Source organism: Streptomyces sp. NPDC029526 (assembly GCF_040637405.1).
GTDB lineage: Bacteria > Actinomycetota > Actinomycetes > Streptomycetales > Streptomycetaceae > Streptomyces.
In genome coordinates, this window is the sequence record NZ_JBEZWE010000004.1 from 86,962 (window position 1) to 107,400 (window position 20,439).

Sequence of the window (20,439 nt, forward strand, 5' to 3'; positions counted from 1 at the left end):
GCTGGTCGGCCGGGTGGGTCCGCGCAAGCAGCCCGACGGGGAGGCTCGGTCGACCCGATGGGCACGCTCGGTCAGACGAGTGGGGCCGCCTCAGTTGCGGCCCGGCGAGAACCCTTCCGCCGTACGCGACACCAACTGGCCGCACAGGTCACGGAGCTTGATGTTCCGGTCCTGCGACACGCGGCGCAGCCGCTCCAGCGCGCGTTCGGCGTCGATCCGCTCGCGCGCCATGAGGATGCCGATCGCCTGGTCGATGACGCTGCGCGAGAGCAGGGCGGTGCGCACGTCCGCGGCGGTGTGCTCACGGTCCTCGATGTGCAGGGCGGTACTGACGGCGTCCGCCGCCCTGGCCGCGAAGACGCGGGCCCGGTCCCGCCCGCGTTCGAGCGCCCCGGGCTGCTCGGCGTAGAGGTTGAGCGCGGCGCCGCGGCCGTTCGTCACGTCCAGCGGCATGGCCAGCACACTCCGCACCCCGGCCGACAGCGCGTACCGGGTGTACTCGGGCCAGCGGGACTCCACGGTCAGGTCGGGGGAGTACTGCTCACGGCCCGTCTCGGCCGCTTCCACGCACGGGCCGGAGCCGTTCTCGTACTGACGCTGGTCCAGTCCGCTCGGCAGACCGTCGCTGCCCGCCAGGGTCAGCAGCCGGTCGGCCCGGCGCACCGTGATGCTGCATGCGGAGGTACCGCGTACCTCCTCCACCGCGCGGTCCGTGAGGTCGCGCAGCAGAGTGTCGAGACCGCTGCTGCGGGCCATCGCGTGGTCCAGCGTGTCGGGAGTCTCGGATGTCATGACCGTACGGATATCCCGTCGGCAGCCGTTGACGCCACCGGTTCCGGTCGACGGCCGTCCCGGGACCGGCCCGACGGCCGTTCCCAAGCAGGGTCGGCGGCCGTCCGCGAACAGGGCTGGCGGCCCCGGCTGGTCGGCTCTCCACCCCTTCCCGCACGGCGACGGCCGTCCCGGCGGGCGGGGATCAGCTGCCGTGGCGGGCGGGGCGGCGGTCCGTCGGGCGGGGGCCGGGCGCCGATGGAGCGGGCACGCCGCGTGCGAGGGCGCCATCCCCGGCGTGGTGTCGGGCGGATGTCCGGACGGGTGCCGGAGGATCCCCGGCGGAGCGGGCGAAGGGCGACGACCGTGAACGGCGCGCTCTTTCAGGGCGGCAGCGCCGGCCGCCCGCCCGGTCGGTGGCGGGTGGGGGACGGTGTGCGTGCCCACTCGGTGCGGGCGGGCGACGGTGTGCGTGCCCACTCGGTGCGGGCGGGCGACGGTGTGCGTGCCGACTCGGTGGCGCGGTGGCGGACGGTGTGCGGGCCGGCCGGGTCAGCGGCTGCCCTCAGGGCTGTTGAGCGAGTCGACGATACGGCGGGCGAGGTCGCGCAGCTTGGTGTTCTCCCGCTGCGATGCGCGCACCAGGCTGTCGAAGGCGGCGGACGCGTCCATGCCCATGCGTTCCATGAGGATGCCGGTGGCCTGGCCGATCAGGTCACGGGTGCGCATGGCCTCGGTGAGCTGCTCGCGCACGGTGGCGGAGTCGAGGGCGATGCCCACGTGGGCGGTGAGCAGCCGGCCCACCCGCCGGGTGGCCTCGTCGAAGGCGTGCGGCTTGCGGGCGTAGACGGTGAGCACGGTGAGCCGGCGGCGTTCGGCGCGCAGCCGCAGGGACAGCGCGGACCGCAGACCCAGGTCGGACAGGACGCGCCCGGACGCGTCCCGGGTGCTGTCGGTCACCTCTGCCACCGGGGCGTGCCACAGCCGGTCCCAGTGCGGCCGTCCCCGTTCCCCGGGGACCCCAACCTCGGGGACTTCGCCCTCGGGGAGGCCGTCGTCCTCCGAGAGCCCGGTGTCGGAGAGGCCGGTGTCCGGCTGTTCCTCGGCGAGCCGCACGATGTCGTCGGTCCGGGCGAGGGTGCGGCGCCGGCTGTCCCGTTCCATGTCGCAGATCCCCGCGTGCTCGGCACCGGGCATCAGCTCCACCGCGAGCCGGACCGCCGTGTCCAGGGCGCTGTGCGGGGTGGAGGTCTCGTGCAGTCGCCGAGCCGCGCCGGTGAGCGCCTCGGCCAGGTCGAAACCATCCGGAAATCGGGGCAATTCAGGAAACCGGGACGCAACCACCACGAACCTCTTCGGCATGCACGGCCACCGGCCGTGCGCAGGAGAGCTCCGCAGCACATTCCTGACTGCGAGCACAGGACGCAGGCAACTCTAACTGCTCGGTTGCCAGGAGGTGACTCCCGGACCTGCGCCCCGGAGCCGGAGGACAGCGGTGAACCACGGCTTCCGCCCCGCGCCCGGGGCATGGTGCAATGGACGTCCGGGTCAGGAAGTGGCCGTACGGAAAGCCGGACGAACGACTGCCAGGTGAGCACCGTGTCCTATTCCTCGCACCCTCCCGCCTCCACCGGACCTCCCGAGTACGTGCTCCTCCCCCTGCCCGAGGAGGTCGACGTCGCCAACGCCTTCGAACTCCTGCCGCTGATCATGGCAGGCGCCGGCACCCTCTCCCACGCGTCGCGAACCCTCGTCCTCGACCTCACGCGCACCCGCTTCATGGACTCGCAGGGCATCCGTCTCATCAACCAGGTCCGCCGCGGGCTGCCTCCCGGTGTCCGACTGCACCTCGTCGCCACCCCCGGCGGCGTGGTGGGCCGCCTCCTGGAGCTGACGGGGCTGCGGCGCGACGTGCCCGTGTACGACAACGCGGCGGAGGCCGTGGGAGCGGCGGTGCCGTCCTGAAGTCGGCCCATGGCACCCCAGGTGCCGACGAACACCCGTGTGTCCCCGGCCGAGTTGCTGCGATTCGTTCGTCCGTCCCCGGCACCGAGCGGTCCTGCTCACCCGCCGCGCCGACAGCGGCCCCCAGGGCTCGCCGCTGACCTGCGGGGTCGACGGCCCCGGCCGGATCGTGGTCTCCACGTACCCGGAGCGCGCCAGGACGCGCAACGCCAGGCGGGACCCGCGGGTCTCCCTGATCGTCCTCAGCGACGACTGGAACGGGCCGTGGGTGCAGGTCGGGCACGGCGCGGGCGGGAGGAGGCCCGGGCGGTCATCCCCGGCTGCGGGCCACCATCGCCTCGATCCCCGCGACCAGCAGATCCAGCGCGAAGGCGAAGTCCCGCTCCATCATCTCCTCGACCGTGTCGCCGCCCCGGGCGTCCATGATGCGCGTCGACTCCTGGATGACGTCGGGGACGTCCGACGACTCCGTGACCGCGCTGAGGGCGTTGCGGTGGTACTCGTCCGGGGTCATCCCCGTACCGGCGACCCGGTCGAGGAAGTGGCCCTCGATCGTGCCGAACCCGTACACGAACTGGAAGACGGCCGCGATCGCGCCGGTGACGCCGTCCGCGGGGAGCCCGGTCCTGCGGATGACCTGCTGGACCGCCCCGGAGAACGCCAGCGCGTTGGGCCCGATGTTGAGGAAGCTCCCGGCCAGTGGCGACAGCCAGGGGTGCCGGGCCAGCAGCCCGCGGTACTCCTTCGCCAGGGCGCGCAGTTGCTCGCGCCAGTCCTCGTCGGCCGCCGGGTCGGGCAGCACGAGTTCGCCGAAGGCGGCGTCCAGGGCGAGTTCGAGCAGATCGTCCTTGGTGTCCACGTACCAGTAGACGGACATCGCCGTCACGTTCAGCTCGGCGGCCAGGCGGCGCATGGAGAACTTGGCCAGGCCCTCGGCGTCCAGGAGCCGGACGGTGACCTCGGTGATCCGCTCCCGGTCGAGCCCGGACGGCTGCCCCCCGCCGCCGCGCCCGCTGCGGCGGGGCTCCCCGCCCGCCAGCCAGACGCTGGGGCGCGCCGCCCGCCCGGACCGCTGGGCTGCCCTCGCCATGGCGCACCTTTCTCGACGTACCGCTCCCCTCATGCTAGGCGGTGCCGGACACCCGACCGGCGGGCCCGCACCCGGCGACTGCCGTCGGGCTCGGGCGCCGGGCGCAGGCACCGGGCGCGGGGCGCCGCGTTCCGGGCCGCGGCCGGGGGGTGCGGTTCCGGCCCCCGGCCCCTGCGCGGCGCACCGCTGCCCCGCGGACCGGGGGGCGGCTCAGGGCGACTGCGTGGCGTCCGCCCGCTCCGCTCGCCGCAGCAAGGCCGCGGCGAGCAGCCCGCCGAGCAGGACGGCGACGGCGCCCACCAGTTGGCTGGTCTCCAGGCCCGAGGAGAACGCGTCGGTGATCCTCCCCCGTTCGCCCGGGGAGTCCGCCGCGGCCAGTGCCGCCGGGAGGGACGTCGCCGCCACCGGGATGAGCGCCGCGAAGCGCGCGTTGAGCACCGCGCCGAGAACGGCGACACCGAGCCCGTTGCCGAACTCGGCCAGCGTGCCGTTGATCCCGGCGCCCACACCCGCCTTCTCCCGGGGGATGGAACTCATGATGGCGTGCGCCATCGCCGGGTTGGCGATCGCACAGCCGAGGCCGATCAGGACGAGGCCGAGCAGCGTGCCGGCGTACCCGTGCCCGGTGAGGGTGGCGATGGACGCCAGCCCGGCGGCCATCATGACCATGCCCAGGGCGATCGAGACCGGCGTGCCCAGCTTCAGCGTCCACTTCGCGGACAGGCCGGTGAAGTTGAGGGCGACGACGGTCAGGGCCAGCGGCGCCGTGCGCAGCCCGGCCTCCAACGGCCCGTAGCCGAGCACGAATTGGAGGTGCTGGGTGAGCAGGAAGAGGGCACCGCCCATGCCGAAGGTGATCAGCACGGCTCCCGCCACCGCGCCCGTGAACCGGCGGTTGCGGAAGAACTGCGGATCGAGCATGGGATACGGGATCCGGCTCTCCCAGTAGGCGAAGACCCCCAGCACGAGCACCGCGGCCGTCGCCGTCGCGAGCACCCGGCCCGAGGACCAGCCGTACTCGGGTCCGGAGATGATCGCGTACACCAGGGCCGACATGCCGATGGTGGACAGCAGGGCCCCGAGCAGGTCGGGGCGGTCGCCCTGCCGGTTCCGGGACTCCGGCACCAGGGCGACCACGGCGACCAGGCCGAGGACCACGACCGGCAGGTTGATCAGGAAGATCGCCCCCCACCAGAAGTGGTCCAGCATGAAACCGCCGACCAGGGGCCCGGCCGCGAAGCCGAGGGCGTTCACGGCGCTCCAGACGCCGATCGCCCTCGGCTGCTCCTCGAGCGTGAAGATCTGCATCGCCACGGCCAGCGTCGTGGTCAGCAGCAGCGCCCCGCCGACGCCCATTCCGGCCCGCGCGGCGATCAGCCGGCCCGAGCTGTCCGCCAGTCCGGCCACGAGCGAGCCGACGCCGAACAGGGCGAGGCCCGCGATCAGCATCTTCTTCCGCCCGATGGGGGTCCCCCCGCGCCCTTCAGGCGTGGGGGAGGTCGGCGGCGTTGCCCGCGCTCAGCAGCAGGCCCGACTGCACCAGGGAGTACGCGTTGATCATCCACTGGATGTCCGAGGTCGACGCGTCCATCTCGCGGGTGAGCGAGGGGATCGCGACGTTCAGGACGGTGTTGTCGAGCAGCACGGTGAGCTGCGCCAGGCAGATGACCCCGAGGATCAGCCAGCGTTGCGGGTGCCCCCCGACGGAGACGGGGACAGCAGCCGGATCCGCGAGCCGACCGGGGGCCTCGTGGCCGGGTTCCCGGGAGGACGAAGTGGTCATGTTCTACACCGTAGAACACTCCCATACGGTGTACAAGACGAAGGTGAACAGAGAGGAGAGGAGGGAGGGGAGGGGGAGGAGGAGAGGACGTGGGCGTAGGAGGCGGGCAGGGCGTGACGAGCGAGCGAGTCGGGAAGGCGGCGGGGACGATCACAGAGCCAGGAGTGCGCCCGGGGGTGCTCAGGACGCTCGGGGCGTGGCCGGACGGAGCAGATACCCCGCGCCGCGGCGGGTGTGGATCATCGGCTCGCGGCCGGCGTCGATCTTCCGGCGCAGGTAGGAGATGTACAGCTCGACGATGTTGGCCTTCCCACCGAAGTCGTACGACCACACCCGGTCCAGGATCTGGGCCTTGCTGAGCACGCGCCGGGGGTTGCGCATCAGGTAGCGCAGCAGCTCGAACTCGGTCGCCGTGAGGTGGATGCTCTGGCCCGCCCGCGTGACCTCGTGACTGTCCTCGTCGAGGGTGAGGTCACCGACGACCAGCAGCGACTCCGCCCGTCCGTCGTCCCCCGCGGAGCGCCGGATCAGCCCGCGCAGCCGGGCGACGACGTCTTCCACCCCGAACGGCTTGGTGACGTGGTCGTCCCCGCCCGCGGTCAGTCCCGCGACCCGCCGGCCGGCCCCGTCCCCGGGGGTCAGGAACAGCACGGGGACGTCCGGCAGTTCCCGGCGCAGCCACCCGAGGACCTCCGGGCCGTCCATGTCCGGCAGCACCGTGTCCATCACGACGGCGTCCGGTCGGAACTCCCGCACGGCCCGCACGGCGTCCCGTCCGTCGGCCGCGCTGCGGATGTGCCAGCCCTCGCAGCGCAGGGCCGTGGAGAGCAACGTGGTGACCGACTGCTCGTCGTCCACCACGAGCACGCGGACGGGCGGCCCGTCCGTCGTCGGTGGTTCGATGGTGCGCCCCTGGGGCGAGGTCGTGGTCATACCGGACAGCGTGTCCGGGGCGTCTGAGAGCGCCCTTTCGGCCTTCTGTGTTTTTCCTGAGAAACCGCGCGGCTCGCCGCATCCATGCGGTGCCCGAGACTCCTCAACCGGCCGGCGGGGCGACCGGGTCCCCGCGGGGCGGCCATCCGAGCAGCCGCCTCCACCGTCCTCCACCGTCCCACGCCGTCCTCCACCGTCCCTCACGGCCTTCACCGGCCTGCCTGTCCGTCTGCCGACCGGCCCGACCTGCAGGCCCGACCGGCAGGCCCGACCGGCAGGCAGGCCACCAGGGCGACGCCACCCGGTGAGCCGTCGGAGGGCTATCCCGTCACCCCTCGGAGGGCGGCCCCGTCACCCCCCCCGGAGGGCGGCCCCGGCAGCCCGAACAACCGGGCCGCGTTGTCGTGGCAGACCGCCCTCAGCCAGTCCGGCCCGAGGTCCAGCCGTTCCAGCGCCCGCAACTGGTGGAGGTAGGGGTACGGGATGTTGGGGAAGTCCGTGCCGAGCAGCACCCGGTCACCGAGTCCGGCCAGCCGGGGCAGGGCCCGCCGAGGGAACGGTGCCAGCCGCTCACTGAAGTCGGTGAACGCCATGGTGGTGTCCAGGCGCACCTCGTCGTACCGCTCGGCCAGGTCGAGGAAGTCCTCGTACTCCGGCATCCCGAGGTGCGCCACGATCAGCCGCAGCCGGGGATGCCGGGCCAGTACCCGGGCGACGGGCTCCGGCCCCGTGTGTTTCCCCGGCGCCGGTCCGGAACCGCAGTGGATGACCACCGGCACCCCCGCCTCGGCGAGCAGGCCCCAGGCACCGTCGAGCGCGGCGTCGGCCGGGTCGTACGCCCCCACCTGCACGTGGGCCTTGAAGACCCGCGCCCCGGCCTCGACCGCCTCGCGGACGTAGCCTTCGACGCCCGGCTCGGGGAACAAGGTGGAGGTGTGCAGGCAGCCGGGCGTGCGGCGGGCGAAGCCGGCCGCCCAGCCGTTCAGCCACGCGGCCATGCCCGGCTTGTGCGGGTAGAGCATCGAGGTGAAGGCCCGCACCCCGAAGGCACCCAGCAGCGCGGCCCGTTCACCCTCCTCCTGGCGGTAGGTGATCGGCCACTCGACCCCGCCGGTCAGCGGACCGAGGGCGTCGAAGTAGGCCCACACCTTGGCCAGCACCCGCTCCGGCATGAAGTGCGTGTGCACGTCGACCAGCCCGGGCAGCCCCAGCCCTTCCCAGAATCGCCGGACGTTCGCGGCCTCGGCGGCGGTGGTGAGGTGATCGCTCATGCCGCCACGATCACCCGGGACCGCGCCCCGGGTCCACACCCCCGGCTCCCTCCGCACCCAGCCTCAGAACAACCCGTCCTGCATGCCCGCCCCTTCCCCCGTCCCGTTACCCCGCAGGTCCCGTACCGGTACGTCGAACGTCCTCCCTCCGCCCGGCACCAGCCCCCAGCCCGTCAGCAACCGGGTGTCCAGCACCACCGCGCCCGCCCCGTCGGCCGGCGCGAGGTGCAGGTCCGGCCCGGCAGCGGCCACCAGCGTCCCGGCCACCGCTCCCCCGGCGACCAGTTCCGTCACCTCGCCGACCGCACCCGGCGTACCCGGCAGCCCGAAGACCCCGGCGTGGTCGACCGGACGGAACGGCTCACGGTCGAGCGACTCCGGCCACCCGGCCAGACCGGACGCCCGCCCGTGCAGGTCGGCCAGCTCGGCCGCCCGCTCCTGCTCCGTGGCCGGGAGCGCACCTCGTACCGCCCGCTTGGCCGCGTAGGGGATGCGGTCCGGCACACGGAGCGCCGCACGCAGCAGTTCCTCGGTGCGCCGGGCCGCCATCAACGGGCCGGTGCCCAGCCAGCTGAAGCAGACCGCCCCCTGCTCCAGAAGACGCGCCGGTCCCCGCGCCGCAGCGGTGATCCCCACCTTGACCATGCCGGGCCCGAACCACGCCACGTAGACCCGGTACGGCCGCGGGTCGTCGGCCAGGGTGTCGGCGGCCACGGAGTGAGCCCGGTCCAGCCGCGCGCACTCCTCGCACCGCGCCCCCGTACTGCGCGCCGAAACCGCGGCACCCCGCGGACACCTGTGCCCCCGCGCCCCCACGCAGGTCCGCCCACCTCCTTCCGCGACCGCGAAGGCCACCCGTTTCCCCCAGGTCAGCGCACTGCGCCGACCTCCGTCCCAGACCAGCACGGGACCGTCCGCCGACCACCCCAGCCCCGCACATCTCCACGCCTGTGCCATCTCTGCCGAGACTAGAGGGCACCACTGACAACGCCCCGCGCCTGCCGCCCGGCCGTCGCCGCGCCGCGCTGTCTCCCCGCCTCCCTGTCCGTCCCTCCACCGTCCGGCCCTCGCGCAGATCCGTCCGCCCCCGGCGGTGCGGCCCCCTGATCACGCGTCCCCACGGTTCGCCCCCCGCCTGCTCCCCGGACCCCCGCTCCCGCTTCCCCGGTCACCCGGCACCCGGCCCTGGGCACGGCCCCGCTCCCCACCCGCTCCGTCCCCGTGCCCGCTCCGACCGTCACCGCAAGCCGGGAAGGACCGTTCGAGGTGCCGCGTCCGCCCCCTGGTGCCAACCTGAGTGAGGGGGGCGGACCGCTCGGGGCCCACTCGGGGACCATTCGGGAGACGGAAGGGCGAGCACATGGCCACCAACGTCGGCAACACGCAGCACCACCGGACCGCTTGGGAACCGGAGAGCGCCTGGGCAACCGGCTGGACCGCAGCAGCGGCGGTCCTGATGACCTTCGGCGGCATCATGGCGATCTTCCAGGGCGCCGCCGCCATCGCCAACGACGACGTCTTCGTGGTCACCGACAACTTCGCCTACGCCTTCAACCTCACCGGCTGGGGCTGGGTGCACCTCGTCCTCGGCGTCCTGGTGATGCTGGCCGGCATCTCGCTGTTCCGCGGGGCGACCTGGGCCCGCGTGGTGGGTGTCGCCCTCGCCGGACTGAGCATGGTCGCCAACTTCGTGTGGCTGCCCCATGCCCCGGTGTGGTCGATCGTCCTCATCGTGATCGACGGCTTCATCATCTGGGCCCTGTGCGCTCCGCGCCGCGAGGTCAGGGCATAGGGCCGGGCGCAAGGCCGGGTGCCGGGCACCCGCCGTCCCACCGCTCCGCACCGGCGGCCGGCATGCGGCACGAGCGCTCTCCGCGGCACACGGTGTGGCAGGCGCTCTGGCCGATGCTCGTCCAGCTCGTCGCCGTGACCGTCATGCTCACCGCCTTCTTCCTGCTCCCCCTCGACGGCCTCGGCCCGCGCCGCCCGGTGATCAGCTGGTTCCTCTTCGGCTTCGCCCTGGCGCTGGTGGCCGGCCTGCTGCTCAAACAGGTCGTCCACGTCCTGCTCGACCACCCCAGGGCCCGGCCGGGGCTCGTCATCCCCCTGCTGATCTGCCTGTCCATCCTGGTCTTCGCGACCGCCTACCAGGGCCTGGCGCAGCACCCGGGAGAGATCGAGGGCCTCGAAACCCGGCTCGACAGCCTCTACTTCACCCTCGTCACGCTGGCCACCATCGGCTACGGCGACATCACCCCGCACGGGCAGTCCGCCCGCCTGGTGACCATCCTCCAGATCCTCTACACCTTCATCTTCCTCACCGCCTCGGCCACCGCCCTGACCCGCTACCTGCGCACCCACCTCGAACACCGTCGGCCTCCGCGGGTGCCGGGCGACGGCTGAACCGCCGCACGGCACCCGCGCGAGGAGGGCCACCGGTCGCGGGGGGTTGCCGATCTTGGGCGCCGTACAGCAGCCTTCTCCGCATGGACGTCAGCGAGTTCCTGTCCCAGCCGCTGGTCGCCCGCGTGGCGACGAGGGGCCCGGAGGTCCGGCCCGTGTGGTTCCTCTGGGAGGACGGGGCCTTCTGGTGGCTCACCGGCTCCTACTCCCGCCTGGAGCGACTGCTCGCCGAGGACGCGCGCGTCGCGCTGGTCGTCGACACGTGCGACCTGGCGGCGGGAGCGGTGTTCTCCGTGACGTGCCGCGGCGAGGCCGAGGTCGTCCCCCTGGACCGGGCCAGGGCGATCCGGAAGCTGACCCGCTACCTCGGCCCCGAGGACCGGTGGCCGGCCCGCTTCTCGGCCCCGCTGGACGACCCCGAAACCTCGATGGTCCGCTTCACGCCGGACCGTCCTCCCCGACTGCACGACCGGTCGTGGTGACCAGCGCGCTGCCCCCGACAAGGTCTGCGTGCGCTGTTGTCCGGGCCCACCTCAGGCATCAGGCGGTCACGGCTCCACTCCACAGGTGGGGCCCGAGGCCGTCCAGGGCATCGAGCCGCCGCACCGCGAAGACCCCGCTCAGGTGCTCGGCCACCTCGGGGCGTGAGCCAGTCGGCGGCTGTCGAGTCCGAGGACGTCCGCGCAGCGCGTCCCGACGGCTTGCACCGGGACACCAGAGCGACGAAGCCGCGCGTCGTGTTCCGTGGGCCCCGATGAGCCCGTCGACCTCGGCGTGGATACCGGTCTCTTCGCAGACTTCACGGGCTGCGCGCGCCGTCCTCCGGGGAACCGAAGAGTCGCGGCCCCGGCCCGGGAGTTCCCGTGTTCGGTTCTCCGCGCGTCGGAGCGCCAGAGGTGTCCGTGCTCGCGCACCACGGCACCCGTCACGGACACCGAGTGCGACGGCGTTGACCGCGTATGCGGGTTCCTGGCTGAGCTACCGAGTGCTCGAGTTGGAGAGAATTGGCGGAGAATACGACTGGACCAGCGATGCGGCGACGACGGCTCTCCTGGCTGTGCCGCTGACCGGCATCCTGATCTACAACGTCTGGTGGGTCGTTGGCATGGTCACGGAGCCTGTCGTGGACTGGTGGGCCCTTCTCGGGCCGTGCGTCGGAAGAACCTGGTTCGCGCTCCTGGCCGCTCAGACCGCCCACCGGGCGATCACCCTCCGCAGGAAGATGCGAGCCGTAGGCGGTGAGACGTAGACGGTCAGACGTAGGCCGGCCACTGAGTCCGTGACAGTCAGGTAGGTAGGCAGGCAGGACTGCGCGGACTTCGCCCACGTTGTAAGCGGAAACGTCAGAGGCCCCGGATCTCTCCGGGGCCTCTCACCTGTGTGCACTCGGCAGGATTCGAACCTGCAACCTTCTGATCCGTAGTCAGATGCTCTATCCGTTAAGCTACGAGTGCGTGTGCGCTTCTTCAGTTTTCTCGCCGCTTCCGGGCTCTCCGGCCCGTCGCGGCGACAGGAAGAACATTACATGACTGCCGCCGCCATGTGAAATCCATTGACCCCACCCCTTGTGACGTGCGGAAACAGCACTTTGGGCCGGCCATCACGACGAAGCCCCGGCCGCTGGGGACCGGGGCTTCTCGATGGGGCGGAGGCGGAGGGATTTGAACCCTCGATGGGCTTTAAGGCCCAAACCGCATTAGCAGTGCGGCGCCATAGACCGGACTAGGCGACGCCTCCCCGCACAACCTTCCGCGCGCGAGCGCGAGCCGGTGGTGCGTGCCGATGATGACACAGCCGCGCGGGCTGCCACCAATCGAGGCCTACGGTACTAGGCAGGCAGGCCGCAGGGCAAAGCTCTTTCGGACGGCACGCCGCCGGGCGCAACGTCCCGCGCGCTCACGCGTTGGTCAGGGCATGTCGCAGGTCACCGTCGCCCGGGGCATCACCCCGCTCCCGTCCGCACCGGGCCCCTTCCCGGTCCCCGCCCCGGTCCCCGCCCCGGTCCCCGCCCCGGTCCCGGCCGCCGCGTCCTCGCCGGTACCCACTCCGCCCGCTCACGGGCAGGGGTGCGCCGCCGTCCCCGGCCCTCGCCCGGCCGGCCGTACCGCGCTGCGGGGACTCGCCACCGCCGCCGTCGTCGTCTCCGCCGTCCTCGCCACGGTGTCCGCGGCGCCTGCCGCTGCGTCTGCCACGTCCTCCGAGCACGCCACACCGGTCACACCCGTCACAGCCGTGGCATCCGTGGCGTCCGTGGCGTCCGTCGAGCACCCGGCGTCCGCGCGGCGGGGCGAGGACCGTCTCACCGTCACCGTGAGTGGTGCGGGCAGCGGCGTCGACGGCACGTACGAGGTGACCTGCCGACCGGGCCGCGGCAGCCACCCCGACCCGGAGGGGGCCTGTGCCGCCGTCGAGCGGAACGCCGACCGGGGGCGGGACGCCTTCGCCCCGCCGCGGCAGGACGCCCTGTGCACCATGCAGTACGGCGGCCCCGCCACCGCCCGCGTCACCGGCACCTGGGCCGGGCGTCCCGTCGACGCGACGTACGACCGGCGGGAACGGGTGCGCGATCGACCGGTGGGACGCCCTGGTGCCGCTGCTGCCCGCGGCGGGTCCCGCGGCCCGCCCCTGGGCGGCATCTGCGACGGGTTCCGCGACAGGTTCGGCGACAGGTTCGGCGACGGGTTCCGCGACACCTTGATAACGAAGCCGGGAAACCGGGGCGCACGGTACGTAAGGGGCCGGTGCGGGGCGTGGCGGCGTCGCCGCAGGCCGTCACGTGTTCTGCGCGATCCGGGCATCGGATCGCCGTCACTTCGTCGTGCGACCTCCCTCTCATCCGGCGCCGCGGCCGCAACCCCAGCCCTTAGACTCCCTCGCGTGACACGTTGCGGGCAGGTTGGCAAGATGGCCCGAACGGTCGGCACGTCGCGGTAACAGGGAGGAAGCGTCTCGTGAGCAGCAGGCCATCCCGAGGCGCTGCTCGCCTCGCAGCCATACTGGACGCGCTTCCGGACGCCCTCGTCCTGGTCAACGCCAACGGAACCGTCGTCAACGCGAACACCATCGCCCTGGAGGCGTTCGAGACGCCGGGCACGGCGCTGGTGGGGCGCGGACTGCTGGATCTGCTGCCGGAGTTCGACTCCAAGCTCATCCCCGGTTCCATGCGCCGCCCGGACCACATCGACCCGCGGGCCCGCACCAAGCCGACCCGGATGACGGCCCGGCGGACCGACGGGTCGGAGTTCCCCGTCGAGGTGACCAGCGCCAACCTGGAGACCGGTCAGCAGGCCTACGACACGTACGGCTACACAGGCGACGAACTGCTCATGCTCGTCGTGCGCGACCTGTCCGGCACCGTGGACACCGAGGCGGAGCTGGCGCGCTCGCAGCGGCAGACCGAGATGATCCTGCGGGCCGCCTCCGAGGGCGTCGTCGGTACCGACACCGACGGACGGATCGTCCTGGTCAACCCGGCCGCCGCCCAGATACTGGGCTACCGGGCCAGTGACCTCGGCGGACGCGAGCTGCACACCCTCGTCCTGCACTCGCGCGCCGACGGCTCCCCCTTCCCCTACGACGAGTCGCCGCTGGCCGACACCCTGCGCTCCGGACGCAAGCACCGGGTGCGCGGGCAGGTCCTGTACGCCAAGAACGGGGACCAGCTGCCGGTCGACCTGACGACCGCTCCCGTACGGGACGGCGACCAGCTGGTCGGCGCGGTGATGACGTTCACCGACCGGCGCCCGTACGACGCGCTCCTCACGGAGAAGGAGGACGCGGCGCAGCGGCACGCCGAGGAGCTGGAGCGGCTCGCCGAGGAACACGCCTCCGAGCTGACCGCCCTGCGCCAGAGCCACGTCACCGAGCTGGAGAAGCTCACCGAACGGCACGCCGAGGAGCTCGCCGCCAACGAGGAGCGGTACGCGGCGCTCGGTGAACGGGAGAAGGACCGCTACGAGGCGCTCACCGCCCGCTACGACCAGCTGCTCACCCTGCTCGGGCAGTCGCTCCGCGGCCCGTTGGACGAACTCCGCCGCGAGCTGTCCGCCCTGGCGGCGGACGACGCCGGGCAGTTGTGGCCCGAGGCGAACCAGGTGCTGCACCACCTGTCGGCCGGCTACGCGCGCATCACCACCCTCATCGACAACGTCCTCGGCTACCAGCGGCTCGACACGGGCACCGAGCAGGTGGCCCGCACCAAGGTGCTGCTGGACGCCGTCGTCGCGGCCGGCGTGGACGGGGCGGTGGAGCTCATCGGGCCGGGCCGGGTGCAGTTCGCCGTGCACGCGCCGCGCATCGAGGCCGAGGTCGATCCCCGACTGCTCGCCACCGCCCTCGCGCACCTCGTCGCCGACGTGGCCGGGGTGGACGCGACCGGCAACAGTCCCGTGGCGACCGGCGGTTACCTGGACAACACCGTGGTCGTCGCCGCCGCGCAGCGCGGCGAGGTCGTGCGCATCGAGGTCCGTGGCCCGTACAGCGGGGGCGACCCGGTGCACGAGCCGATCGTGCGGGGCATCGTGCGGGCGCACGGCGGTGTGCTGCAGACCCACGAGGTGCCCGGGATGAGCGGCAGCGCGTTCGTCCTGGAGGTGCCGATCGGAGCCGGTGCCGGGGCCGTCCCGGCCGCCGAGGTGGAGCTCGCCGGGCCGCCCCCGGCCGAGGCCGCCACCGGCCAGGACGTCGCGGGCCGGCGGCCGTCCGGCGGACGCCGGCGGGCGCGCCGGGCCTCCGTCGACGCCTTCCTGGAGAGCGGGACGCCGGAGTCCGACGTCCCGAACGGTGCGGCGGCCGGCGACGGCGGCCCGGGGCCGGAGAGCGCGCCGCCCACCGGTCGGCGCAGGCGACGGGCTGCGCCCGCCGAGGCCGCCCCGCTCCCGGCGCAGGCCACCGGCGAGGGCCCCGTCTCCACGGGGACAGGCCGGCGGCGCGGCCGTCCGGCCGAGGACACGGACACGGGCGCCGGCACGGGTGCCGTGGTCGCCAGGGCCGGGGACGCCGACGGCGTCTCCGAGGGCGCGGTGATGACGGCCGCCGAGCACGCGGCGGGTGCCGCCGCGGCGAACACCGGACTGGGCGGGACCGTGCCGCCCCAGGGCGTCCCCGCACCCTCCGGCCGCCGGGCCCGGCGTGCCGTCGGCGAGCAGCACGCGCTGCCCCCGGCGCTGCCCGCGCCGTCCGGCCCCCCTGCTCCGGACAGCCCGCACGGCGCCCACGGCTCCACCGGCCCGGACGGCGCCACCGCCGACGGCCAGGCGGGACCGCAGCAGCCACAGCAGCCGCAGCAGCAGCCGACGGGGCGCCGTCGGCGCGCGCTGGCGGCCGCGACCGAGCGGGCCGCGGCCCAGCAGGCGGCGCCCCGCACGGTGTTCGCGCTTCCGCCGGCCGACGGCGACCAGGCGGCCGAGGCCGGCACGGCCACCGCTGCCGGTGCGCACCAGGCCGAGGTGGTCGGGCAGGCCGCTCCCGACGGGCAGCCGCAGCCGTCCCCGGTGAGCGCCACGGCGGCGCTGCCTGCCCCGGCGGCTCCGGCGGCTCCAGGGGCTCCGGCGGCTCCAGGGGCTCCGGCTCCGGCTCCGGCTCCGGCTCCGGCTCCGGGGATGGTGCCTGCTGACGAGGGCCGCCACGACGCCGTTCCCCACGACCAGTCCGGCGACCACACCCCGCCGCAGCCGCACCCCACCAGCGCACCCACCGGCCGCCGCAGGCGCGTCGCCGCACCGCCGGCCGACCCCGCGGCCCTGCCGGCCGACGCCGGGCAGGTCGCCGCGCAGACGGTGCCGCCCCAGGCAGTGGCGCAGCACGGAGGCGCACCCCAGGGAGCGGTTCCGCCGGGTGCTCCGGTGCCGCCCCAGCCCGCCGCCGGACAGCCGATGCCGGTGACCGGCGCCGGACCGCAGGCCGTCGCCGGGGGGCAGCTGCCCGGACCCGCCGGAACGCCGCAGCAAGCTGCCCCGGTGCCGCCGCAGGGCGCCGCTCCGGTGCCGGCCGCGCCGCCGCACGGCGGCCCGGTGGACCCGACGAGCGGCACGGTCGCCTCCCAGGGCGCTCCGCTGCCCTCCCCCCAGGTTCCGGTGCCGGCCCGGAGTGGGCCGGTGCCCGTCCAGGGAGCAGTTCCCACGGCTGACCCGGGCGGCCCCGTCCCGCCCCAGGGGATGCCGGTCACGGCGCAGGGTGCGCCCCCGGTGCCCCCGCAGATGGCCGCCCCGGTGGCCCAGCACCCGCAACCGCAGGTGCAGCCGCAGGCCGTCGGTCAGCCTCTGCCTCCCCCGGACGACGCCACCGCCCAGGCCGCCGGGACACCGCAGCGGGCCGAGATGCCGCAAGCCGCCGCTCAGCCTGCCCCGCCTGCCTTCGCACCGCCTGCCGTTGCACCGGCTGCCGTTGCACCGGCTTCCGCGGCCTCGCCTTCCGTTGTTCCGCCCGCCGCCGCGCCGCAGCAGCCGCAGGCCGCTGCGCCTCCGGCCGCGCCGCAGCAGGCAGTCCCGGCACAGGCAGGTCCGGCACAGGCAGGTCCGGCGCAAGTAGGTCCGGCACAGGCTGGTCCGGCGCAGCCTGCCGCCGCCCAGCCGCTGCCCGCCGAAGCCGCCCCGGGGCAGCCCACCCCGGCGGAGGGCACACCGGCCGCCCAGATGTGGCCCGCCGTCGGTGACACCGGCGCCGTCGGCACTCCCGCCGCGCCGGCTTCCGTCCCGGTCGGTCAGGCCCCCGTACCGCCCGGCCAAGCACCCGTACCGCCCGACCAGGCCGGTGGGCAGACCGGGCAGGTCGCCGCCGAGGGCGCGACGACCGGACAGCGGGCCGCCCAGCCGCTGCCCGCGGAGGCCGCCGCGCCCGTGGACCCGCATTCCACCCAGGGGCGGTCCATCAGCGTGCGCACGCTGGGGCAGGGCGTGCCGTTCACCCGGCAGGCCGCCCAGGTGCAGCAGCCGCTGCCGACGGCCACCCCGCCTCCCCACCAGCCCGGCGGTTCGGGCCGCCGGCGCAAGCTGGGAACGCGCAACGACCTCGCCGCCGACGTCGATGAGCAGGCCGCCCGCCCGCACCCGCCGCAGGCGGAACCGACCGCTGCCCGGCCGCAGCCGCCCGCGCCGGGGCAGCCGCAGGCCGCCCAGCCTCAGCACTCGCTCGCCGGTCAGTCGCGCCTCGCGCCGGCCGCGGAGGGCACCGGACGCTCGTACGCGATAGGCGCGCCGGACGCGGACGCCGCCGAGGGCCCGGAGCCGCTGGACGGTCCGGGCGGGGCCGTCGAGGTGGCCGATCCGCCCCGGCCGCAGCCGATGGACGACGAGATGCCGCCGGAGCCGCTGGACAACCCCCGTCGGCTGCTGGTGTGGCCGGCGCCGGACGTCTCCACCCAGCAGGCGCTCAGCGACCGCGGCTACCGCCCGGTGATCGTGAACTCCCGCGAGGAGGTCGACGCCCAGATCGCCGCCTTCCCGGCGGCCCTGTTCGTGGACCCGCTGACCGGGCCGATCACCCGCACGGCGCTGCAGTCGCTGCGGCAGGCAGCCGTGGCGGCGGAGGTTCCCGTCCTCGTCACCGCCGGACTGGGGCAGGCGTCGCGCGACGCCGCATACGGTGCCGACCCGGCCGTGCTGTTGAAGGCGCTCGCGCCACGCGACAGCGAGCAGCACCCGCCGCGGGTGCTGCTGATCGAGGAGCACGCGGAGATCGCGCTGGCCCTGACGGGCACGCTGGAGCGGCGCGGGATGCAGGTGGCGCGGGCCGCGAGCGACGCCGACGCGGTGTCGCTGGCGGGCCAGTTCCGGCCCAACCTGGTGGTGATGGACCTGATGCAGGTCCACCGGCGCCAGGCCGGGATCGTGGACTGGCTGCGCGCGAACGGCCTGCTGAACCGCACCCCGCTCGTCGTCTACACCGCCGCCGTGGAGCCGGCGGACCTGCCCCGGCTGGCCTCCGGTGAGACCGTGCTGTTCCTCGCCGAGCGGTCCACCAGCTCCGAGGTGCAGGAACGCATCGTCGACCTGCTCGCCCGCGTCGGCACGAACTGACCGCCGAACCGGCCGACAGGCCGGACGCAGCGGGTGCCTGACGGGAGCGCCGAGCACCCTGAGCACTCCGGGCACTTCGGGCACTTCGGGCACTTCGGGCATGCGAGGGCCGGATGGCGGCCCGGGTGCGGTACAGGGCGCTGCTCTCTGCGCATGAGCCATGCCCGGCCGCCCGCCAGCCCGCCCCGGGGCAGAAACCCCGGATGCGGCCGGGCCCACCGGACCGACTGCCCCAGGGGCCCGGCCGCGCCCCTCGGTTGGTCGCACACGCCCCCGGACAACGGCCGACAACGGCCGCGCCGGGCAAGGAAACCGTTCTCCGGTCCCCTGCCCGGCGCGGCCGGCCCACGGTCGATTCCCCGCCGGGACTCAGACTACCGGAGGGGGACGGACGCCCCGGGAGGCGGACTCTCCCCGCGGGAATCGGACTCCCCCCGCGGGCCTGGGACTGCCCGCGGGACTCGGCGGATCCCCCACAGAACGGGGGGTGTGTCACTCGGGCGTCAGATCTGCGTGACGTCCAGCGAGCCCTCGGCGTACTGCTTGCGCAGCACCTTCTTGTCGAACTTGCCGACACTCGTCTTCGGCACCGTCTCGATCACCGACCAGCGCTCCGGGAGCTGCCACTTGGCGATCCCGCCCTCCTCCTGGAGGAAGGCGCGCAGGGTGGTGAAGTCGGCGGTGGCCCCCTCCTTGAGGACGACGGTGGCCAGCGGGCGCTCGCCCCACTTGTCGTCCGGTACGGCGACCACGGCGGCCTCGGCCACGTCCGGGTGGGCCATGAGGGCGTTCTCCAGCTCCACGGAGGAGATCCACTCGCCGCCGGACTTGATGACGTCCTTGGCCCGGTCGGTCAGGGTGAGGAAACCGTCGGGGCTGATGATGCCGACGTCGCCGGTCTTGAGCCAGCCGTCCTCGCTGAACTTGTCGGCGGGGCGCAGCGGTTCCTCGCCCGGTCCGTTGTAGTAGGCGCCGGCGATCCACGGGCCGCGCACCTCCAGCTCACCCGCGGACTCGCCGTCCCAAGGGAGGCGCTCGCCGCCGGGGCCGGTCAGCCGGGCCTCGACACCGGCCGGGAAGCGGCCCTGGGTCAGCCGGTACGCGAACTCCTCGTCGGTGCCCACGGCGTGCGCCGGCGGGCGGGCGACCGTGCCGAGCGGTGAGGTCTCCGTCATTCCCCAGGCGTGGCAGACCCGCATGCCGAGCTGGTCGAACGCCTCCATCAGGGAGGGCGGGCAGGCCGAACCGCCGATGGTGACCTGGGTGAGGGCCGACACGTCCCGCGGGTTGGCGGTGAGTTCGGCGAGCAGGCCCTGCCAGATGGTGGGCACGGCCGCCGCGTGGGTCGGCCGCACGCTCTCGATCATCCGGGCGAGCGGTGCGGGCTGGAGGAAACGGTCCGGCATCAGCATGTTGACGCCGGTCATGAAGGTGGCGTGCGGCAGGCCCCACGCGTTGACGTGGAACTGGGGGACGACGACGAGGGAGGTGTCCTCGTCGGTCAGGCCCATCGACTGGGCCATGTTGACCTGCATCGAGTGCAGGTAGATCGAACGGTGGCTGTACACCACGCCCTTGGGGTCGCCGGTGGTGCCGGAGGTGTAGCACATGGCCGCGGCGGAGCGCTCGTCCAGCTCGGGCCAGTCGTAGGCGACGGGCTTCCCGGCGAGCAGGTCCTCGTACTCGTGCACCTGCACGGAGACGTCCGCCAGCGGGGAACGGTCACCGGGGCCGGAGACGACGACGTGCTCCACGGTCTTCAGGTGGGGCAGCAACGGGGCGAGGAGCGGAATCAGCGAACCGTTGACGACGACCACCCGGTCCGCGGCGTGGTTGACGATCCAGGCGAGCTGCTCCGGGGGGAGACGGAGGTTGAGCGTGTGCAGCACGGCGCCCATCGACGGGATCGCGAAGTACGCCTCCACGTGCTCCGCGTTGTTCCACATCAGGGTCGCGACGCGTTCGTCGCCGGTGACCCCGAGATCGTCGCGCAGGGCATGCGCCAGCTGGGCCGCACGGGCGCCGATCTCCGCGTAGGAGCGGCGCTGCGGCTCGCCCTCGCCCGTCCAGGTGATGACCTGCGATGTGCCGTGGATCGTCGACCCGTGGGCGAGGATCCTCGAGATCAGCAGCGGTACGTCCTGCATGGTGCTCAGCACGGAGTCCTCCTGGCGACATTGCCTACGCGCGGGTAAGAGTTGCGCTGAT

Annotated in this window: 13 protein-coding genes, 2 tRNA genes and 4 pseudogenes; 8 read left to right on the forward strand and 11 right to left on the reverse strand. The window is 74.0% G+C overall.

The window, feature by feature from the left end:
* Positions 1-90: 90 nt before the first annotated feature.
* Positions 91-792: a GAF and ANTAR domain-containing protein gene (locus AB0F01_RS13280; RefSeq protein ID WP_362093761.1), complete on the reverse strand. Its 702-nt coding sequence runs from the start codon at positions 790-792 to the stop codon at positions 91-93.
* A gap of 531 nt (positions 793-1,323) precedes the next feature.
* Positions 1,324-2,133, reverse strand: coding sequence for an ANTAR domain-containing protein (locus tag AB0F01_RS13285; protein ID WP_362093763.1), 810 nt, complete (start codon positions 2,131-2,133; stop codon positions 1,324-1,326).
* 237 nt (positions 2,134-2,370) lie between these two features.
* On the opposite strand from AB0F01_RS13285, the gene AB0F01_RS13290 reads away from it, so the two are divergent.
* Positions 2,371-2,736: an STAS domain-containing protein gene (locus AB0F01_RS13290; RefSeq protein WP_362093765.1), complete on the forward strand. Its 366-nt coding sequence runs from the start codon at positions 2,371-2,373 to the stop codon at positions 2,734-2,736.
* 9 nt (positions 2,737-2,745) lie between these two features.
* A pseudogene (locus AB0F01_RS13295) lies at positions 2,746-3,013 on the forward strand (pyridoxamine 5'-phosphate oxidase family protein); the annotation flags it as partial.
* Positions 3,014-3,046: 33 nt separating this feature from the next.
* Here AB0F01_RS13295 and AB0F01_RS13300 read toward each other — a convergent pair.
* The 5 genes and pseudogenes from AB0F01_RS13300 to AB0F01_RS13320 all read right to left on the reverse strand — a co-directional run bounded on the left by AB0F01_RS13300 (position 3,047) and on the right by AB0F01_RS13320 (position 8,770).
* Complete coding sequence (locus AB0F01_RS13300) at positions 3,047-3,826, reverse strand: TetR/AcrR family transcriptional regulator (protein ID WP_362093768.1); 780 nt, start codon at positions 3,824-3,826, stop codon at positions 3,047-3,049.
* Positions 3,827-4,036: 210 nt separating this feature from the next.
* Positions 4,037-5,507, reverse strand: a pseudogene (locus AB0F01_RS13305) (MFS transporter).
* Positions 5,508-5,789: 282 nt separating this feature from the next.
* Positions 5,790-6,542, reverse strand: coding sequence for a response regulator transcription factor (locus AB0F01_RS13310; protein WP_362093771.1), 753 nt, complete (start codon positions 6,540-6,542; stop codon positions 5,790-5,792).
* 320 nt (positions 6,543-6,862) lie between these two features.
* Positions 6,863-7,813, reverse strand: coding sequence for an amidohydrolase family protein (locus AB0F01_RS13315; RefSeq protein ID WP_362093774.1), 951 nt, complete (start codon positions 7,811-7,813; stop codon positions 6,863-6,865).
* 63 nt (positions 7,814-7,876) lie between these two features.
* The gene (locus AB0F01_RS13320; RefSeq protein WP_362093776.1) at positions 7,877-8,770 is read right to left on the reverse strand and encodes a DUF2797 domain-containing protein; all 894 of its coding nucleotides are present in this window, start codon (positions 8,768-8,770) and stop codon (positions 7,877-7,879) included.
* A 403-nt stretch (positions 8,771-9,173) separates the two neighbouring features.
* Between AB0F01_RS13320 and AB0F01_RS13325 the strand changes: the two genes are divergently transcribed.
* The 3 genes from AB0F01_RS13325 to AB0F01_RS13335 all read left to right on the forward strand — a co-directional run bounded on the left by AB0F01_RS13325 (position 9,174) and on the right by AB0F01_RS13335 (position 10,698).
* Positions 9,174-9,605 (forward strand): hypothetical protein, encoded by a 432-nt coding sequence (locus tag AB0F01_RS13325; RefSeq protein ID WP_362093779.1) that lies wholly within the window; start codon positions 9,174-9,176, stop codon positions 9,603-9,605.
* A gap of 113 nt (positions 9,606-9,718) precedes the next feature.
* On the forward strand, positions 9,719-10,216 hold the full coding sequence (locus tag AB0F01_RS13330; protein ID WP_362094398.1) for a potassium channel family protein: 498 nt from the start codon (positions 9,719-9,721) through the stop codon (positions 10,214-10,216).
* An 83-nt stretch (positions 10,217-10,299) separates the two neighbouring features.
* Entirely contained in the window at positions 10,300-10,698 is a 399-nt protein-coding gene (locus tag AB0F01_RS13335; protein WP_362093782.1) for a pyridoxamine 5'-phosphate oxidase family protein, read from the forward strand.
* A gap of 58 nt (positions 10,699-10,756) precedes the next feature.
* On the opposite strand, the pseudogene AB0F01_RS13340 reads toward AB0F01_RS13335, so the two are convergent.
* Positions 10,757-11,151: pseudogene (locus AB0F01_RS13340) on the reverse strand (NUDIX domain-containing protein).
* Positions 11,152-11,201: 50 nt separating this feature from the next.
* Between AB0F01_RS13340 and AB0F01_RS13345 the strand changes: the two are divergent.
* A complete protein-coding gene (locus AB0F01_RS13345; protein ID WP_362093785.1) occupies positions 11,202-11,465 on the forward strand; it encodes a hypothetical protein in 264 nt (87 codons plus the stop codon).
* Between the two features lie 132 nt (positions 11,466-11,597).
* Here the strand turns inward: AB0F01_RS13345 and AB0F01_RS13350 are convergent.
* Both AB0F01_RS13350 and AB0F01_RS13355 read right to left on the reverse strand, forming a co-directional pair.
* Positions 11,598-11,670: transfer RNA gene (locus tag AB0F01_RS13350), tRNA-Arg, on the reverse strand.
* A gap of 192 nt (positions 11,671-11,862) precedes the next feature.
* A tRNA-Ser gene (locus tag AB0F01_RS13355) sits at positions 11,863-11,953 on the reverse strand.
* A 372-nt stretch (positions 11,954-12,325) separates the two neighbouring features.
* Here AB0F01_RS13355 and AB0F01_RS13360 point away from each other — a divergent pair.
* Together AB0F01_RS13360 and AB0F01_RS13365 are read left to right on the forward strand one after the other, a co-directional pair.
* A pseudogene (locus AB0F01_RS13360) lies at positions 12,326-12,818 on the forward strand (SSI family serine proteinase inhibitor); the annotation flags it as partial.
* A 349-nt stretch (positions 12,819-13,167) separates the two neighbouring features.
* Positions 13,168-18,231 carry a PAS domain-containing protein gene (locus tag AB0F01_RS13365; protein WP_362093787.1) on the forward strand — a complete coding sequence of 1,688 codons (5,064 nt, stop codon included), beginning with the start codon at positions 13,168-13,170 and terminating at the stop codon, positions 18,229-18,231.
* A 503-nt stretch (positions 18,232-18,734) separates the two neighbouring features.
* On the opposite strand, the gene AB0F01_RS13370 is transcribed toward AB0F01_RS13365, so the two are convergent.
* Positions 18,735-20,390: a long-chain fatty acid--CoA ligase gene (locus AB0F01_RS13370; RefSeq protein ID WP_362093790.1), complete on the reverse strand. Its 1,656-nt coding sequence runs from the start codon at positions 20,388-20,390 to the stop codon at positions 18,735-18,737.
* Between the last annotated feature and the right edge of the window lie 49 nt (positions 20,391-20,439).